Consider the following 17,828-nt stretch of genomic DNA (forward strand, 5'->3'; position numbering starts at 1 on the left):
GCCCGAGATTAGCGACAACCGTTGTCGCGTTCCGGCCGGCGTTGACGGCCTTGGGCCACTTCCAGACGCGATCTGACGGTCCGACCCACTACTAACGTTTGTCGTTAGTATCACGTCACGTTAGTATCGTGTCGTGATCCGGTCCTTCAAGAACATGGACACCGAGAAGGTCTGGAACCGCGAACATGTCCGAGCCCTCGGACCCGAACTGCAACGCGCCGCACAGAAGAAGCTCCGGCTCCTCAACGCGGCCTCAGAACTGAACAGCCTGCGGGTGCCGCCCGGCAATCGCCTGGAGAAGCTGGTCGGCGACCGCGCCGGCCAACACTCCATCCGCATCAACGACCAATACCGGATCTGCTTCGTCTGGACCGATACCGGACCGACCGACGTCGAGATCACCGACTACCACTGAATGCCACGAGAGGAGACGAGCATGGCCACCACGGCGAAGGCACACGACCCGATCACCCCGGGCGAGATCCTGCTGACCGAGTTCCTGGAGCCACTCGGCATCAGCCAGTACCGACTCGCCCAGGCCACCGGTCTCCCCCAGACCCGGATCAGCCAGATCGTGCGCGGCAAGCGCGCCATCACCACCGACACCGCCCTGCGCCTGTCCAAGGCCCTCGGCGTCGACGACCGGTTCTGGATCAACATCCAGACCGACTACGACCTGGAGGTCGAGCGCGACCTGCACGCCGACGACCTGGCCAAAGTCACCGCCCTGGTCGCGACCTGAACTCGGCAACGTGCGGCCCCACGGAGGCCCCAGCGCCAGCCGAACCCGCGTCTGCGCAGGTCAGCACCGGTGCGTAGATCACTACTACGACCTGTAGTCACTTGTGCGCGTAGAGCTCGGACTCCGCTTCTTCTGCACGAGAGCACTGGCAGTGTCTGGCTGTCTCGCGCGTAGGCAAGGGTGACGCGAGGTGCACCGGAGTGCGCCACGATGCCGTTCGAAAGTTCCCGACGCTCAGCTCAGTTGGTTCGTCGTCGTTCGCGAGAGGACGTCGGCGTCGCTGCAGAACCCGTCGCGTCGGCGCTTGAGGCAGAGCAGCCCCAGAAGGTGGCCGTCAGGGTCGATGACGGCTCGCCGACGCTCGGCTCGGGTCTGCATCAGTCGAAGCGCATCACTGGCCGAGGTATCGGGACTGATCGTTCGGTTCTCTAGCACTGCGTGTTCGAGCGCATGTGCGTGCCCCTGGGGGAGTTCAGCGAGGTCGTCGCGCACGAGGGTGCCGAGCAACAGTCCCTGGTCGTTGGTGATCAGCAGCATGTGCACGTGATCGTCGTGGAGGGCTGCCCGTGCCTGATCCACGCTGGTGTCGGGACTCAAAGTCTTGGGTAGGCGTACGACGACGTCGTGGACGTCCTTGCCTGACAGATGCTGCATCGCTCAGGAACCCACGCGGTCCCAGCCTCGACGGGTGGGTCGGCTACCCATCTGGTCTTCACGTGACCGGTACACGATGTAAGGGCGGGTGAGATAGCCGACGGGCGCGGAGAAGACGTGCACGAGGCGGGTGAAGGGCCAGAGTGCGAAGAGCCCGAACGCGACGAGGGCGTGAAGCTGGAAGCCGATGGGTGCGTCGGCCATGAGGTCGGGCTGTGGTTGGAAGGCGAGGAAGGAGCGGTACCAGACGGAAACGCCTTCGCGGTAGTTGTACTCACCACCAAGCGAGAAGATCGACCCGGCGATGGTGTTCCACATGCCCAGGACGATGGCGGCGCCGAGGAAGGCGTACATGACCTTGTCCATGGGGGTGGTGGCACTGAAGACAGGGCCGACGGTGCGGCGTCGGTAGATCAGGATGGTCATTCCCGCCAGGGCCATCAGCCCAGCGATCAGGCCGCCGATGACGGCGACGAGGTGGTAGAGGTGGTCGTCGACGCCGACTGTCTCGGTCCACGAACGCGGGACGAGAAGCCCGATGATGTGGCCGCCGACGACGCCGAGCATGCCGAAGTGGAACAGTGGGGATCCGAGGCGGAGGAGTCGGTCCTCGTAGAGCTGTGAGGATCTCGTGGTCCAGCCGAACTTGTCGTAGCGGTAGCGCCAGACGTGTCCGACGACGAACGTGGTCAGGCACAGGTACGGGACGATGACCCACAAGAAGGTGCTCATCGGGGGGCTCCTACAGGGATCGTCGATCCGGAGATCAGGGCGGGGCCGGCCAGAGAGCTGGTGGCCGGGTCGGCGCCGTAACCGCCGAGACCGACTTCTTCGGCGGGCGGGCCCTGCTCGATGAGGCGGCGGACGGCGTCGGCCTCGTCGCCGGCGAGCTCGGGCAGGCTGTCGCAAACGGCGCGCACCGCGGCGTGCCAGGGGGAACCGGTGGATCCGTCGTGGTTGCGCCAGCCGGCGAGGGCGATGCGGAGCATCTCGATGCCGGCGCGGTGGTCGTTGAGCAGCCGCCAGGCGACGTCGGCGTCGACGGTGGCGCCGAACTGCAGGACGGCGCAGAGGTGGTCGGGAAGCTCGCCGCTGTCGTCGTCCCACTGCATGCAGGCGGCGCGGTAGGCCTGTTTGAAGCCCAGGAGCGCGGTGCCTCGGCGTCGGGTGTCGCCGTAGGCGTAGTAGGTGAGGTAGAGGGCGCACTTGCGGGTGTGGTCGAACGTCTCGACGTACTCCTCCTGGAGCGTGCGCAACTCCCGGGTTCGCAGGTGGGTCAGCAGCGGGTCGAGTCCAGCCTCGGCGGGCGCCAAGGTCTCGATGGTGTCGAGGTCAGCGAGGAGCTCGGCCGTGGGGTAGTCAAGGAGCACGGAGCACGCCGCCCAGAGGCCCTCACAGTCGGCGGGACGGGTGCGTGCGCGTTTGCGTGAGAGCAGCGGCATCAGCGGTCTCCACTCTGCTTGTCGGCGGGTGGCGGGAACAGCCCTGTTGGGGTGCCGCGACCGTCCCAGTTGAGCAGGTTCACCCGGCCGGCCTTGGAGCCTCCGCCGACGAGCTCGTCGCTGGTGTCGGAGGTCTGCCGGTCCTGGAGCATCCGGAAGTTCTCCACCGCCACGGGCGTCGGGTAGCCGGCTCCTTCGCCCAGCAGCGCTTGGTCGTAGTACGAGCCGGCGGCGTCGAAGTCGACTGAGCACTCGGTCGCGAGCTCTTCGAGGGCGTGGGCCTGCTCGGCGTGGGCGGGAGGGATGACGTAGCGCTCGTTGTACTTGGCGATCGCGAGCAGGCGGAACATTTCGTACATCGACTCGCCGGTCATGCCGACGGCCTGGGGGATGGTGTCGTCGGGGTCGCGGCCGAGGTTGATATCTCGCATGTAGGAACGCATCGCCGCGAGCTTGCGCAGCACCCGGTCCACCGGGACGGTGTCACCGGCGGTGAACAGGTTGGCGAGGTACTCCACCGGGATCCGAAGAGCGTCGATGGCGGCGAAGAGGTTGCCGCGGTCCTCCGCGTCCTCCCCGGTCTCCTTGATGACGTCGACCACCGGTGACAGCGGGGGAATGTACCAGACCATCGGCATCGTGCGGTACTCCGGGTGCAGTGGCAGCGCCACCTCGTACTTGTTGATCAGCGCCCAGACCGGGGACCTCCTCGCGGCCTCGATCCAGTCGCCGGGGATGCCGGCTGCCTCGGCCGCCCGCTGGACGTCGGGGTCCTCCGGGTCGAGGAAGCAGGCCCGCTGGGCGTCGTAGAGCTGGTGCTCGTCCTCGATCGAGGCGGCCTCGAGGACCTTGTCGGCGTCATAGAGGACCAGGCCGATGTAACGCAGTCGTCCGACGCAGGTCTCGGAGCAAACGGTGGGAATGCCGACCTCGATGCGCGGGTAGCAGAAGGTGCACTTCTCGGCCTTACCGGTCTTGTGGTTGAAGTAGACCTTCTTGTACGGGCAGCCGGACACGCACATCCGCCAGCCTCGGCAGCGGTCCTGGTCGACCAGGACAATGCCGTCCTCGGCGCGCTTGTAGATCGCGCCCGAGGGACAGGAGGCTGCACAGGAGGGGTTGAGGCAATGCTCGCAGATGCGCGGAAGGTAGAACATGAACGTCTGCTCGAACTCGAGCTTGACCTTGTCCTCGATGCCCTTGAGCATCACGTCACGCGCGGCGTGTTCCTGGGATCCGCCGAGGTCGTCGTCCCAGTTGGCCGACCACTCGACGTTCATGTCCTTCCCCGAGATCAATGACTTGGGCCGCGCCACGGGGAAGGTGTCGGACTGGGGTGAGTTGAGCAGCGTCTCGTAGTCGTAGGTCCAGGGCTCGTAGTAGTCGTTGATCGAGGGGAGCTTGGGGTTGGAGAAGATGTTGAGCAGCTTCTTGACCCGGCCGCCAGCCTTGAGTGCGAGCCGGCCGTTGGGCTTGCGGACCCAGCCGCCCTGCCAGGTCTCCTGGTCCTCATACGTGCGGGGGTAGCCGAGGCCGGGTCGGGTCTCGACGTTGTTGAACCAGACGTACTCGGTGCCGGTGCGGTTGGTCCACGCCTGCTTGCAAGTGACCGAGCAGGTGTGGCAGCCGATGCACTTGTCGAGGTTCATGACCATGGCCATCTGTGCCATCACGCGCATGTCAGTACTCCACCTTCGTCGTGCGCTTGCGGATGGTCGTTACTTCGTCCCGGTTGTTGCCGATCGGTCCGATGTAGTTGAAGAAGTACGCGAGCTGGGCGTAGCCGCCGACGATGTGGTTGGGCTTCATCAGCACCCGGGTGAGGCTGTTGTGGATGCCCCCGCGCTTGCCGTCTCGCTCGGTGAGCGGCACGTCGATGAGCCGGTCCTGGGCGTGGTGCATGTAGACCGTTCCCTCGGGCATCCGGTGGCTGACGATGGCCCGTGCTGCGACGACGCCGTTGCGGTTGACCATCTCGATCCAGTCGTTGTCCCGCACCCCGATCTTGGCTGCGTCGCGGTCCGACATCCACACCGATTGGCCGCCCCGCGAGAGGGACAGCATGAATAGGTTGTCCTGGTACTCGGAGTGGATGGACCACTTGTTGTGGGGTGTCAGGTAGCGCACGGCGACTCCGAGTTCGCCGGTCGTGCCGATCGGGGGCTCCCCGAACAGGTGGGTCATGTTCAACGGTGGGCGGTAGACCGGGAGCATCTCCCCCATCCCGAGGAACCAGTCGTGGTCGACGTAGAACTGCTGGCGACCGGTGAGGGTGTGGAACGGCTTCTTGCGCTCGATGTTGATCGTGAACGGGCTGTAGCGGCGTCCACCCGACTCCGAACCGGACCACTCCGGTGAGGTGATGACCGGTACGGGCGCGACCTGGGTGTCGGCGAAGGTGATCTGCTTGCCTTCGTGCTCGCTGGCTAGGTCGTGCAACTGGGTGCCGGTGCGCTTCTCGAGGAACTTGAACCCCTGGGTGGCCAGGTGTCCGTTGGAGACACCGGCGAGGTGGAGGATGGCGTCGGCCATCTGTACGTCGGTCTCGACCTTGGGCTGGCCGTCGCCGGCGCCGCCGTGGGTGACGCCGTTGCGGGTGCGGAGGATGTCGATCTCGCGCTTGACGTCGTAGGCCACGCCCTTGGTGAGCATGCCGACGTTCTCCATCAGCGGCCCGATCGAGATCATCTTGTCGTAGATCGCGGTGTAGTCGCGTTCGGCGACGGCGATGACCGGCATCGTCTTGCCCGGGACGGGGTCGCAGCCGTCGGGGTGGTCGGGGCCGAGCCGCCAGTCCTTGACGACGCCGTGCTCGGTGGCCATCGCCTCCGGGGTGTCGTGCCACAGGGGCTTGGCGACCACGTCCTTGCGGGTGCCGAGGTGGGTCTCGGCGAGCTCGGAGAACTTCTTGGCGATGACCTTCCAGGTGTCCCAGTCCGACTTGGTCTGCCACGGCGGGGCGATGGCGGGGTTGAAGGAGTGCACGAACGGGTGCATGTCGGTGGTGGAGAGGTCGTGCTTCTCGTACCAGGTGGCCGCGGGCAGGACGACGTCGCTGAAGATGGTGCTGCTGGTCATCCTGAAGTCGATGGTCATCAGCAGGTCGAGTTTGCCCTCGGGCGCCTCGTCGGCCCACGTGACGGTGCTTGGCCGCTGGTCGGGTTCGGCCTCCGTGGCCGTCGCGGAGCTGTCGGTGCCGAGCAGGTGCCGCAGGAAGTACTCGTTGCCCTTGGCCGAGCTGCCGAGCAGGTTCGAGCGCCACAGGGACAGTACGCGGGGGTGGTTGTCAGCCGCTTCGGGGTCCTCGACCGCGAACTTGAGCCGGCCCTCCTTGAGCTCCTGGGCGACGAAGGCGGGGGCTTCCATGCCGGCGGCCTCTGCGTCGTCGGCGAGCTGCAGGCTGCTGCGGTCGAAGGTGGGATAGCTCGGGCTCCACCCGAGCCGGGCGGACTGGGCCAGGAGGTCCATGACGGTCTTGCCGGCGAAGATCCCGGTGCCGGCGTCGAGGTCGTCGGCGGTGAAGGTGTCGTAGCGGTACTGGGAGGTGTTGACGTACCAGTACGCGGTCTGGTTCATGTGCCGCGGCGGGCGGTGCCAGTCCAGGGCGAAAGCCATGTGCTGGAAGCCCATGATGGGGCGGATTTTCTCCTGGCCGACGTAGTGCGCCCAGCCGCCGCCGTTGCGGCCCTGGGTGCCGGTGATCGTGGTCAGCAGCAGGATGGCGCGGTAGATCTGGTCGGAGTGGAACCAGTGGTTGACCCCGGCGCCGAGCAGGATCATGCCGCGACCCTCGGTATCGATGGCGTTCTGAGCCCATTCGCGCGCCAGTCGCGTGACCTGGGCTGCGGGGACGCCGGTGTGCTGCTCCTGCCACGCCGGCGTGGCAGGCACCGACGGGTCGTCGAAGGACTCGGGCCACTCGCCGGGGAGCCCTTCGCGATGTACGCCGTACTGCGCGAGCAGCAGGTCGAGCACCGTCGTCACCAACCGATCACCGACGCGTGCCACCGGGACGCCGCGACGCTCATGGACGACCTGGCCGTCAGGAGCGTCGAACCGCGGCAGCTCGACTACCGCGCTCTCCTCGAGGCCGCCCTCCGCGGTCGGATACATGGTCAGCGCGGGGTCGATGTCCCCTAGGTCGAGGTTCCACTGGCCCAGGCCCTCGTCGCCGTAGCGGTGTCCGATCGCACCGCGCGGGATCCGGACCTCCCCCGTCACGGCGTCCATGACCGCCGGCTTCCACATCTGGTTCTCACTGCCACCCTCGACGTGGCCGATGTCGCCGGCCACGAGGTACTTCCCCGGCCGGTAGGCGCCGTCGGCAGTGGGTTCGAGCGTGACCAGGTGGGGCAGGTCGGTGTACTGCTTGTTGTAGTCGGCGAAGAACGCCGGGAGGGAGTCGACGAAGTACTCCTTGAGGATCACGTGGCCCATCGCCATGGCCAGCGCGCCGTCGGTGCCGGGGGCGGGGTTGACCCACTCGTCGGCGAACTTGACGTTCTCGGCGTAGTCGGGTGCGACGGCGACGACTTTCTGGCCGCGGTAGCGTGCCTCGGTCATCCAGTGCGCGTCGGGGGTGCGGGTCATCGGGACGTTGGAGCCCCACATGAACAGGTAGCCGGCATCCCACCAGTCACCGGACTCCGGGACGTCGGTCTGGTCGCCGAACATCTGCGGCGAGGCGTTCGGAAGGTCGGCGTACCAGTCGTAGAACGACAGCATCGGGGCACCGATGAGCTCGAGGAACCTGGCGCCGGAGGTGTAGGAGACCGGTGACATCGCGGGGATCGGGCTGAAGCCTGCGATCCGGTCGGGTCCCCAGCGCTTGACCGTGTAGACGTGCGCGGCGGCGACGATCTCGGCGACCTCGTCCCAGCTCGCCCGAACGAGTCCGCCCTTGCCCCGGGCCTTCTTGTACGCCCGCGCCTGCTCCTCGTCCCGGACGATCGAACCCCAGGCGACCACCGGGTCGCCGTAGCGCTGCTTGGCTGCCCGGAACATGTCGAGGAGCGCGCCGCGGACGTAGGGGTAGCGCACTCGTGTAGGGCTGTAGGTGTACCAGGAGAACGCCGCCCCTCGCGGGCAGCCGCGCGGCTCGTACTCGGGTCGGTCTGCGCCGGCGCTGGGGTAGTCGGTCTGCTGGGCCTCCCAGGTGATGATCCCGTCCTTGACGTAGACCTTCCACGAGCACGATCCCGTGCAGTTGACCCCATGGGTCGAGCGCACCACCTTGTCGTGACTCCACCGGTCCCGGTAGAAGACGTCACCCTCCCGGCCGCCCTCCTTGAACAGGCTGCGCTGGTCCTGGCTCACCTCAGCCTTGGTGAAGAACCGGCGCCCCGAGATCAGGCTGCGTTGCAGGGGGCTCTCAAGACTCATTGGGCAACTCCTGGGTGGGGGACTCGGTGGGGGACTCGAAGGCGTGGCGGGTGCTGACGTGGGCGTGACACAAGCTGGGACCGACGAATGGCTGGAGCGAGACCTCCACCTGCTTCTCGCCCATCTGCGCCAACGCTCCGGTGAGGAGCCCGCGGTGGATGCCGCAGACGACATCGGGGTTGGCGCGGGCTAGGTCCATGAACGGGCAGTCGACCAGGTCGATGCGACAGGAGCGTCCGCCGTCGGTGGTGGTCAGGTTTGGGGTGTAGCCCCACCGCTGGAGCATGTCGATGAGCAGGCCGAGCTTGGTCAGCCAGGCGCCCGGCGTGCTCGCGGGTGCGGTCTTGTCGAGTGTCAGGTGTTCGTGGACCCACTGCTCCCCCGCCTGCTCGGGAGTGAGATCGGAGCTGAACGAGGCGGAGAGCAGACCGGCCAGCAGCTTTAGATGCGACGCGGTGCGGTCGGGCTCGTTCGTCACCGGGGCCACCGCGTACACCTTGCGCGGGCGACCCACCCCGAACACCGTCGTGAAGTGGGAGAGCACCAACCCGGCGAGCTCGAGCTGGTCGAGATGGAACCGTGCGGTGGTCACGTGCACGCCGAGCTCCTCGGCCAGCTGCGCGGCCGGCATACCACCGACGGGCGCGCCGCCGTCCTCGGCGTGATCGCTCTCGGCGAACCGCTCGAGCGACTCGATGATGGCGCGGCGCACCGGAGACGCGAGCAGCGCCGCACCGGTGTCGGCGGGGTCCGCTGCCTGCGCAATCACACGCTTGACCATGGCACATCCTCCACAGAGCCACACTAGTCCAAATCCAGACAATTAATGGACTCGAATCCTGTAATCGAGGTCTCACGCGACACGGTAGACACAGATCCATCCCGCCGCTAGCGTCCTGATAGAGAAATTAGAGGATTCCTATCCGTCAATTACAGGGGTCGCCATGTCGACGAGGACGCGTCACGCCACCAATAGCTCGGAGAGCCGTCGCGAGGCTGCTCCGGGCGGCGACCTCGACCGGTCGGGTGCCCGTCGGGTGTTGGGGCTGTCCACGGTGGGTTTCACGCTGATGTTCGCTGCCTGGCTGATGTTCGGCATCCTCGGCAAGCCCATCAGCACCGAGTTCGGGCTCTCCGAAGTGCAGCTGTCGTGGATCATCGCCGCCGCGGTCCTCAACGGCTCCCTGTGGCGTCTCCCGGCCGGCATGATCACCGACCGGGTCGGGGGCCGGAAGGTGATGACGTTCCTGCTCCTCGGCTCCGCAGTCCCCGCCTATCTCGTCTCTCGGGCTGACTCCTACGCGATGCTGCTGGTCCTAGCGTTCCTCGTCGGGTTCGCCGGCAACTCCTTCACCGCCGGCATCGCCTGGAACTCCGCGTGGCAGCCCCGCGAGCACCAAGGCTTCGCCCTCGGCTTGTTCGGTGCCGGCAACGTCGGCGCCTCGGTCACCAAGTTCGTGGGACCGCCGTTGATCGCGGGCACGACCGTGGGCGCGACCTACCTGGGTATCTTCCCCGGTGGCTGGCGGTTCATCCCGGTGCTCTACGCCGTGCTGCTGGTGCTGATGGCCGCCGCGACGTGGTTTCTGGCCCCGCACCAGGACAAGGCACCGGGTCGCGCCCAGCCGCTGCGCCGGCAGCTCGCCCCGCTCACCCAGATCCGGGTGTGGCGTTTCAGCCTCTACTACGTCGCCTTCTTCGGCGCCTACGTTGCCCTCGCCGCCTGGTTGCCGACGTACTACATGGACAACTTCGACGTCTCGCTCCAGACCGCCGCGTACCTGACCGCCTCCTACATCTTCCCCGCATCCTTGCTGCGTCCCGTCGGGGGCTGGCTGTCCGACCAGTGGGGGGCACGGCGCGTCATGTACCTCGCACTCGGCACGATGCTGGTGGTCTCCGGGCTGCTGATGATGCCCAACGGTCACCTGGTCATCGACCACGCCGACGGCAGCCAGACTCAGCATCTGAGCTATGCCATAGGGCTGGCCCCGTTTGCCCTGCTGGTGTTCCTCCTCGGGTGCGCCATGGGTATCGGCAAGGCAGCGGTCTACAAGCACATCCCGGAGTACTTCCCCGACAACGTCGGCGCCGTCGGTGGCCTGGTGGGCATGCTCGGGGGGCTCGGCGGCTTCTTCCTTCCCCCACTGTTCGCCTACACCAAGGCCTGGTCCGGGTTCCCCTCCAGCACCTTCTTCGTGCTCTTTGCCTTGACAGCCGTGTGCCTGCTCTGGATGCACTGGACCGTGGTCCACATGCTGCACACCGACTCCCCCGACCTGGCGCGTCACATCGAACGCCCCACCACCGCCCCGACCAACGCCCCTGAGGAGGCACTGGCATGAACACCACTACACCGTCCCGCTCCGGGGAGTGGCTGGAGTCCTGGGACCCCGAAGATGCCTCCAGTTGGGACTCCCGGCTGGCGTGGCGGACCCTGTGGATCACCACCTTCTGCCTGACGCTGGCGTTCGTCGCCTGGTTCCTGCCCAGCGCCATCATCCCCAAGCTCAACGCCTTGGGCTACAGCTTCTCCACCACGCAGCTGTACTGGATGGCCGCCATGCCCGGACTGTCCGCTGGGCTGTTCCGGCTGGTCTGGATGACACTCCCGCCCATCCTGGGAACCCGCAAGATGGTCTCGCTGACGTCCTTGCTGCTGATCGCCTCCACGCTCGGCTGGGGGGTCAGAGTCCAGTCCCCCACCGCGCCATACTGGGAGCTGATGACCCTGGCCTTCCTCGCCGGCATCGGCGGCGGCGCGTTCTCCGGCTTCATGCCCAGCACGTCCTACTTCTTCCCGAAGGCCAAGCAGGGAACAGCACTGGGGATCCAGGCCGGGCTCGGCAACTTCGGGGTCTCCCTGGTGCAGCTGCTCACGCCGTACCTGATCGCGGTGTCCTTCTTCGCCTTCCTCGGCGACAGCCAGCAGCTTGCGGTGCCGGGCAAGCCGTCGAAGGAGGTGTGGTACCAGAACGCCGCCTTCGTGTGGATCCCGCTCATGGTCATCGGCGCCGCGCTCGCTTGGGCCCTGCTCAAGTCGGTACCGGTCAAGGCGAACGTCCGTCAGCAGTTCGACATCTTCAACAACACCGACACCTGGCTGATGACGCTCCTCTACATCATGACCTTCGGTACCTTCTCCGGACTGGCCGCTCAGTTCGGACTGCTGATGTCGAACCTCTACGGCACCGGCAACGGTGACATCGTCAGCGGAAGCGGTGCCTCCGCAAGCGTCCTCATCGACGGCTACGCGGTGCCCGACCCGGTCAAGTTTGTGTTCCTCGGCCCCCTCATCGGTGCCGCAGCCCGCGTGCTGTTCTCCCCACTCACAGACCGCATGGGCGGCGCGATCTGGACCTTGATCTCCGGTCTCGGGCTCATTGTGTCCATCGCGTACACGATCCCCGCGCTCACCCCCGATCTCAGCTCCGCCGCGGCGCTGGAGTCGGACTTCCACCAGTTCCTGTGGGGCATGCTCGCGATCTTCTTGTTCTCCGGGATCGGTAACGCCTCCACCTTCAAGCAGATGCCGATGATCTTCGAACGCCGCCAGGCCGGTGGCGTCATCGGCTGGACCGCCGCCATCGCCGCCTTCGGCCCGTTCTTCTTCGGCGTCGGCATCACCACCATCGGCGCCACCGCGTTCTACTCCGTCGGCATCGCTTGGGCGGTCATGTGCGTGGCGATCACCTGGGTCCGCTATGCCCGCAAGGGCGCACCACGGCCGAGCTGACCCTCATCGCCGTATACGACAGCCAGTCCTGTGGAGAATCCTGTGGACGAACACGACGAGCCTCACGTGGACGCTGGCAACGCCGCGGGACTCGAACACCCTGATGCGCGCGCAGGGTACGACGCGCTGCGTAGCCGGTGCCCCGTCGTGGAGCAGGCCGGCGTGTGGCTGGTCCTAGGGCACCGGGAGGTGGTAGCGGCCGCGACGGACCCGGTCTCCTTCTCGAGCTCCGTGACAGCTCGGCGGGCGATCCCCAACAGCCTCGACGGAAAGGAGCACGCGACGTTCCGGGCCGTGGTCGACCGCTACCTCACGCCCGCGCGCGTTGCCAACCTCGAGCCCACCGCCAGCACGTTGGCGGTCGAGATCGTCGACGCACTCCCCCGCGGGTCGACCATCAAGACGATCGCACAGGTTGGCATGCCGTTCGCAGTCCGTGTCCAGTCCGCATGGTTGGGTTGGCCGCGTGAGCTCGAGCCGAGACTGGTCGAGTGGGTGCGAGACAACCGCGCCGCCACCCGTTCCGGTGAACGCAGACGCACAGCCGCCATCGCAGACGAGTTCGACCAGATCATCCAGACCCTGCTCGACGCTCGCCGCGAACATCCTGCCGCCGAGGCGACCGGCGGCATCGACGTCACCCGTGAACTGATGACCGAGACCGTCAACGGACGACCGCTCGAAGACACCGAGATCGTCTCGATCCTGCGAAACTGGACCGCCGGAGATCTCGGCTCACTCGCCACCTCGATCGGGGTCATCGTGCACTTCCTCGCCACCCGATCAGAGGTCCAATCCGTCCTTCGAACTCAGGCGTATGCAGGTGACGACTCAGCGATCGAGGCGGCGATCGAGGAGATTCTGCGGATCGACGACCCCTTTGTCTCGAACCGGCGCCGCGCCACCCGTGAGGTGGAACTCGGCGGGCAGCGGGTCGAGAAAGACGCACGCCTGGTGCTGAACTGGACCGCGGCGAACCGTGACCCCTTGGTCTTCGACGACCCGGACAGGTTCGACCCGATCGGCAACGCGCACGCGAACCTGGTCTTCGGCATCGGCCCCCACAAGTGCCCGGGCCGGGCGCTGACCCTGATGGAGCTCAGGGTGGTCACTCAGGCGCTGCTCGCCGCCACCGACCACATCGAGCTCGCCACCGAGCGACCAGCTGTGCGCGAGACCCGGCCAGCCGGAGGGTGGGCACGGGTTCCAGTGGTCTTGCGCTAGGTCGAGTCGCCTCGTTCGTTGCCGCTGTTCCGCTTCGATTGGGCCTCGACGTAGGCAACGAACGGGCCCTGGGTGGATTCGATGCGTCCCATCTCCTCTCTCCCGTCGCAGGTGAACAGGCCGACTTGGACCGGTGGACCCACGCTCAGCAGCCGCCACTCCCCACCGGCGGCCTGCCACCTGACCAACGTGTCAAGATCCGTCGATTCGCTGGCCGGGTCGCTCACTGGACCACGACCGACAGCAAGACGACGCTGTCCTCAAGCGCGTCCAGGCTGTGGCGTTCGGCGGGGACCGGCATCAAGACGCCAGCGGTCCCTTCGCGGGAGCCCGACGGATCGCTGAGCCGCACGCGTCCGAGGATGACCTGCAGGCTCGCGTCTCCGGGCGCCGTGTGCTCGGCCAGTTGGGCGCCTTCCCGGAGCGCCATGAGGGTATGGCGGAGGGTTCGTTCGCTGCCGCCCAACAAGGTGCGTGCCGCGCGGCCGCTATGCGATGTGGAGGCCTGGGCCAGCAGCTCATGGGCGACCTCGATGAGCGAGGCGGCGTCAGTCTGGTTCATTTCAATCAGGTCCTCTCGGTGGGTGGAGCATGTGGGCGGCATCGTTGTCACCGTTGCGCTCGGGGACGTTCGACACTCAGGAGCCCGTGGGCGCCTCGTTCTGCGTCGACCATGACGTGGGAGACGAATGGGTAGTGCCCCGGTTCGGTCAGGATCAGCTCGACGAATCCTCCCTGGGCGGGGGCGAGTGCGAGGGCTTGGGCGCCGCCGGTGCCGACGGCTCCCGCGTCTCGCAGCAGGTAGGACCCTTCCGCCCAGGTGGTTGTGAACTGGCCACCCACGACGTGGAAGGCCGTCGCACGGTTCGGGCCCGCGTCGAGCACCCAGATCCGGAGGTGGTCACCGGCCGAGACCTGTATCGGGTCGTGGTCGTACTGGTTGGCGTATCCGTTGAACACGACGGCGTCGGGTTCTTCTGCTTGGACCTTGTCGACGTCGACTGGCCCCCCTTGCGGACCGTAGTACTGCTCGCTCTGCACCAGGACAAAGCTCTGGTCGACCGCCGGCAGGTCAGGGGGTTCGATGACCACGGCGCCGAACATTCCGTTGGCGATGTGTGCCGACATCGGCATCGTTGAGCAGTGGTACATCCAGATCCCGGCCCGGTCGGCGGTGAACCGGTAGGTCAGCGACTCGCCTCGAGCGATCGTCCGCATGGGCTCGTCGGGAGCGAGCGTTCCGGCATGGAAGTCGATCGAGTGGCCCATCCTCGCGTCGTTGATCAACCTCACGACGAACCGGTCACCAACCCGTCCGTGCAGGATCGGGCCGGGTGACTGCCCGTTGTAAGTCCACAAGCGCTGGGTGACGCCCGGGGCCACCTCACGGAGGACTTCGCGCACCGTCAAGGTGACGTGGTGAGTCTGCGGGCCCCGGTCACGCAGCGGGGGAAGCACGGCACTCCGGCTGCTGAAGCCAGCCTCCGGCTCGGCGGCCGGGTTGTAGGTTGCGTCGTTGTCACCGGCTTCGTCGCCGTTCGGGTCGTCAGCGTGGTCAGCCTGGTCGGCGTGATCTGCCTCGTCGGCCTCGTCAGTGGCGTCGGCTCCGGTGACTGTGACTTGGAGCGTCATGCCCATCTGGCGGTGACCGACGATCGAGCACCAGCCGTCGAGATCGCGGCCCACGAGACCGACGTTGATGCGGGCGCCATCACCCGGTGACAGCCTGCCGGAGTCGGCACCGGTCTCCAGGACCAGGTCGTGCACATCGGAATCGGTGTTGACCAGCTCGATCACCAGTCGGTCACCGGCAGGGACGTCGATGCGGGACGGCACGAACCGCATGTCAGCCGCCTCCACGCGCACGGTGGTGGTGTGGCCGGTCGCCTCGACGCCAGCAGCGGCGCTGATGACGCGGCCCGTGTCGAGGGCGGCCGGGTCGACCGCGACGCCGCCTGCGATCGTGAGGGCGACAACCGACAGGCCGGCGACGGCCGAGCCGAGGGAGCGCTGACGGTTTGTTCCAGCCACCGGTTCAATGGCAGTGGCGTCCGGTCCGCGTGCTCGCCGTGAGGCCCGAATGGCCAGCACGAGCAGCGGAACCTGCGAAGCCAGAGCCACCAGCACCGCCAGGGAGCACCCGACCCGCACTGCGCCCGGTCCCGGAGGCACGCAGGCCAGCAGCCCGGCGTTGACCACCGTCACCCGCAGGGCACCGGCCCGGTCGAGGACCGCTGCCGAGGCGCGGACCGCGCGGCCACCGCCCCCCAGAGCCGTGGGCACGAGGTAGCCGAGCGCGCCCAGAAGAACCTGGGCTGCGAACCCCGCCGCCAGGAACGGGACCAACCAATCGAGCCGCCCAAGCACCTCCTCCGCAGTTCCACCTCGCGCAAGGAGCACCGCCCACGCCACCAAGCACCCACCCAGCCACACCAGACCAGCACCCACCGACCACGTCGGATGGCTCGACGGAGGCTTGCGCCGAGCCGCGTCAAGCAGCGGCCGGGCAATGATCAGCGCGCCCACGACGTAGAACACGAGCCCCGCAGCCGCCAGGGGCCAGAGGCCGGCGAGGCAGGCACCGGCGGCCGTGAGGACCCCGACAAGAAGCACAGGCAGCGCTCGACGTACCGCGCTGTCAGATCCCTCGCCGAGACGGGTACGCAGCATCGTCGGCCACAGCGTCAGCACCGCGCCTGCCACGGTCAGCCCGACCCAACCCAGCAGGTTGACCACCACATGCGCCAGCAGCAGACGACTGTGCCACGGATCCGGAAGGCCCCGGGCGAGAAGAACGCCCAGCGCTGCGCCGATCGGGAGCACCAGCGCGGCAGCCAGGTAGTAGTGGATGACGCCCGCGAACCGGCCGGGCAGCGCTCTCCGCAACTGCCCCGCCAGTCGCACCGCGTGCCAGACCACTGCTCCAACCACCGACGTGGCGCCCACCAAGGTCACCGGCCACAGCGATGTCTGTGTTCCGATCATCACGGCCAACGCACCCAGTGCAAGCATCGCCAGCAGTTGCGGACGCGGAGTAGATGCGACATGGAGCAGGGCGTCTGCGAAGTGCTGGCTCCAGACCACGATGGAATGTGTGACGGCACCCAGCAGGAGGAGGTGGAGCAGCAGCCATCGAGGTTCAGGCAGCCACGGGTGAGCCACCGCCACCAATGGGATCGCCATCAGCCACACCAACGCCGGCAGGTCCCGCCACGGCGAGAACCCCCTCCTCATCGCCGGCCCCCTGCCACGACACGGCCAGCGGCCAGTCCCAGGAACGACAGCAGGGCGACGATGTTGAGTACCGCTCCCAGACGCCACGCGTGCGGCAGGTCGAGTCCGTCGCCGAGCCAGACCCGCATCAGCAGCGAAACGTGCAGCAGCCCGACGGGGACATACAGACTCGGGTGGTACGGCAGGTCCCTCCCGACCACCGCCGGAAAGATCACCGGCGCGTGCGCCATGACCATAGAGAGGGTGAACCCCAGGAACACTGCGTGCACGACGGCGTCGTAGGCGCCATCACCGTCGGCCGGGCTCGATGTCAGCCAGACCCCCGCAGCCACGGCCGCCCAGCCGTAGGCGGTCAGCATGCACACCGCCATGTAGCGAGGCAGTCCGAAACTGCGGACCGTCCGCCTCGCCACATCATGAGCGGCGAGCCAAGCCACCAGAACGGCCAGCGTGACACCCAGGAAAGCGGATCCGGGCTGCGGTGCCAACAGTGACGCGACGACACCGACGGCGACGCACACCGCGAGCAGCACGAGGACCGCTCCGGCGTTCGGTCCCATACCCAGCCCCGCGAGCTCAAGACGCTCACCGGCGATCGTGAGAACCACGAAGGCAACCAGCCACGGCAGCAGCACCGGCACATCCACTCCACCGGCCCACAGCCCGGCCGCCCCGGCGGCCAGCACCGCACCCAGTGCCTGCACCAGGACCGCCTCGTCCGCTTGGCGTCGCCAGAGCGGGAGGTAGACGGCGACCAGACTCAACGCGCCCGCAACGAGTGCGAGCTGACCCACCAGAAGGGGCAATGGGGCGAGCGTCAGCAACGCTCCCAAGCCGAGTAGAGCGGGGGCCATCACACCCCACCTCGTGCCGAGGGCAATGGCTCGTTCCAAGGCGATCAGGGTGCCGACGAAGCCCAGGACCAGCACGAACCCATGGACCTCGGGCAGCCGGTCCGCGTCGACCGGAGCAGGCAGATCCAGCAGTATCAGCGCCGCGTCCAAACCGGCCAGCAGGCTGAGACCCGCCGGGACGAGGAACACCGGACGCCAAGCCCCAGAGCGGACCGGCGCGTCGAGGACGGTCACGACGTCCCCTGCAGTCGCAGCACGCAAGCACCCGGCTCCGCGAACGGCAGCAACTGCACCCCGTCGGACGCCGTGCCGAACTCCTCCAGGGCACCCTCGGCGATCCCTCGATGCACCGAGCACACAATCTCAGGCGCCTGGTGCGCTGCCTCGAGCAGCGGACAGCGCGTCAAGCGCACGACTCGTGCACTCCGGCCCGGCTCTGCCGCGAACCCCATATGGTCGAAGAGGTCGCTCACCGCCTGACGCGAAGACCGGGGCTTCGCAGCCGCGGAATCCGCCAACGCACCCCGTGCGAGCTCTCGTCCCCACTGGACGCCCGCCTC

15 protein-coding genes are annotated in these 17,828 nt (G+C 67.3%); 5 read left to right on the forward strand and 10 right to left on the reverse strand.

What is annotated here, in order from left to right:
- Positions 1 to 133 precede the first annotated feature (133 nt).
- Positions 134 to 415: a type II toxin-antitoxin system RelE/ParE family toxin gene (locus E8D37_RS02980; protein WP_136568272.1), complete on the forward strand. Its 282-nt coding sequence runs from the start codon at positions 134 to 136 to the stop codon at positions 413 to 415.
- A 21-nt stretch (positions 416 to 436) separates the two neighbouring features.
- Positions 437 to 742 (forward strand): HigA family addiction module antitoxin, encoded by a 306-nt coding sequence (locus E8D37_RS02985; protein ID WP_136568273.1) that lies wholly within the window; start codon positions 437 to 439, stop codon positions 740 to 742.
- 234 nt (positions 743 to 976) lie between these two features.
- On the opposite strand, the gene E8D37_RS02990 is transcribed toward E8D37_RS02985, so the two are convergent.
- The 6 genes from E8D37_RS02990 to E8D37_RS03015 all read right to left on the reverse strand — a co-directional run bounded on the left by E8D37_RS02990 (position 977) and on the right by E8D37_RS03015 (position 9,001).
- Positions 977 to 1,396, reverse strand: coding sequence for a CBS domain-containing protein (locus E8D37_RS02990; RefSeq protein ID WP_136568274.1), 420 nt, complete (start codon positions 1,394 to 1,396; stop codon positions 977 to 979).
- 3 nt (positions 1,397 to 1,399) lie between these two features.
- Complete coding sequence (gene narI, locus E8D37_RS02995) at positions 1,400 to 2,128, reverse strand: respiratory nitrate reductase subunit gamma (RefSeq protein WP_136568275.1); 729 nt, start codon at positions 2,126 to 2,128, stop codon at positions 1,400 to 1,402.
- On the reverse strand, positions 2,125 to 2,766 hold the full coding sequence (gene narJ / locus E8D37_RS03000; RefSeq protein WP_206055535.1) for a nitrate reductase molybdenum cofactor assembly chaperone: 642 nt from the start codon (positions 2,764 to 2,766) through the stop codon (positions 2,125 to 2,127). Before narJ ends, narI begins: the two co-directional genes overlap by 4 nt.
- 71 nt (positions 2,767 to 2,837) lie before the next feature.
- Positions 2,838 to 4,517, reverse strand: a complete 1,680-nt coding sequence (gene narH, locus E8D37_RS03005) for a nitrate reductase subunit beta (RefSeq protein ID WP_136568277.1) — start codon at positions 4,515 to 4,517, stop codon at positions 2,838 to 2,840.
- A 1-nt stretch (position 4,518) separates the two neighbouring features.
- Positions 4,519 to 8,220: a nitrate reductase subunit alpha gene (locus E8D37_RS03010; protein WP_136568278.1), complete on the reverse strand. Its 3,702-nt coding sequence runs from the start codon at positions 8,218 to 8,220 to the stop codon at positions 4,519 to 4,521.
- Entirely contained in the window at positions 8,210 to 9,001 is a 792-nt protein-coding gene (locus E8D37_RS03015; RefSeq protein ID WP_136568279.1) for a helix-turn-helix domain-containing protein, read from the reverse strand. Before E8D37_RS03015 ends, E8D37_RS03010 begins: the two co-directional genes overlap by 11 nt.
- A 163-nt stretch (positions 9,002 to 9,164) precedes the next feature.
- On the opposite strand from E8D37_RS03015, the gene E8D37_RS03020 reads away from it, so the two are divergent.
- The 3 genes from E8D37_RS03020 to E8D37_RS03030 all read left to right on the forward strand — a co-directional run bounded on the left by E8D37_RS03020 (position 9,165) and on the right by E8D37_RS03030 (position 13,180).
- Positions 9,165 to 10,565, forward strand: coding sequence for an MFS transporter (locus tag E8D37_RS03020; RefSeq protein WP_136568280.1), 1,401 nt, complete (start codon positions 9,165 to 9,167; stop codon positions 10,563 to 10,565).
- On the forward strand, positions 10,562 to 11,956 hold the full coding sequence (locus tag E8D37_RS03025; RefSeq protein ID WP_136568281.1) for an MFS transporter: 1,395 nt from the start codon (positions 10,562 to 10,564) through the stop codon (positions 11,954 to 11,956). The genes E8D37_RS03020 and E8D37_RS03025 overlap by 4 nt, the downstream gene beginning before the upstream one ends.
- A 66-nt stretch (positions 11,957 to 12,022) precedes the next feature.
- Entirely contained in the window at positions 12,023 to 13,180 is a 1,158-nt protein-coding gene (locus E8D37_RS03030) for a cytochrome P450 (RefSeq protein ID WP_136568282.1), read from the forward strand.
- Between the two features lie 223 nt (positions 13,181 to 13,403).
- Here the strand turns inward: E8D37_RS03030 and E8D37_RS03040 are convergent, their stop codons facing one another.
- From E8D37_RS03040 to E8D37_RS20215, 4 genes are read right to left on the reverse strand one after another with little or no spacing between them, the layout of a single operon-like run.
- The gene (locus tag E8D37_RS03040; RefSeq protein ID WP_136568284.1) at positions 13,404 to 13,742 is read right to left on the reverse strand and encodes a cupin; all 339 of its coding nucleotides are present in this window, start codon (positions 13,740 to 13,742) and stop codon (positions 13,404 to 13,406) included.
- Positions 13,743 to 13,789: 47 nt separating this feature from the next.
- Positions 13,790 to 16,363: a multicopper oxidase domain-containing protein gene (locus tag E8D37_RS03045; RefSeq protein ID WP_240770152.1), complete on the reverse strand. Its 2,574-nt coding sequence runs from the start codon at positions 16,361 to 16,363 to the stop codon at positions 13,790 to 13,792.
- Positions 16,364 to 16,410: 47 nt separating this feature from the next.
- The gene (locus E8D37_RS03050; protein ID WP_136568286.1) at positions 16,411 to 17,502 is read right to left on the reverse strand and encodes a hypothetical protein; all 1,092 of its coding nucleotides are present in this window, start codon (positions 17,500 to 17,502) and stop codon (positions 16,411 to 16,413) included.
- Positions 17,499 to 17,741, reverse strand: a complete 243-nt coding sequence (locus E8D37_RS20215) for a hypothetical protein (protein WP_240770174.1) — start codon at positions 17,739 to 17,741, stop codon at positions 17,499 to 17,501. The genes E8D37_RS03050 and E8D37_RS20215 overlap by 4 nt, the downstream gene beginning before the upstream one ends.
- Between the last annotated feature and the right edge of the window lie 87 nt (positions 17,742 to 17,828).

Source organism: Nocardioides sp. GY 10127, assembly GCF_004919085.1.
Classification (GTDB): domain Bacteria; phylum Actinomycetota; class Actinomycetes; order Propionibacteriales; family Nocardioidaceae; genus Nocardioides.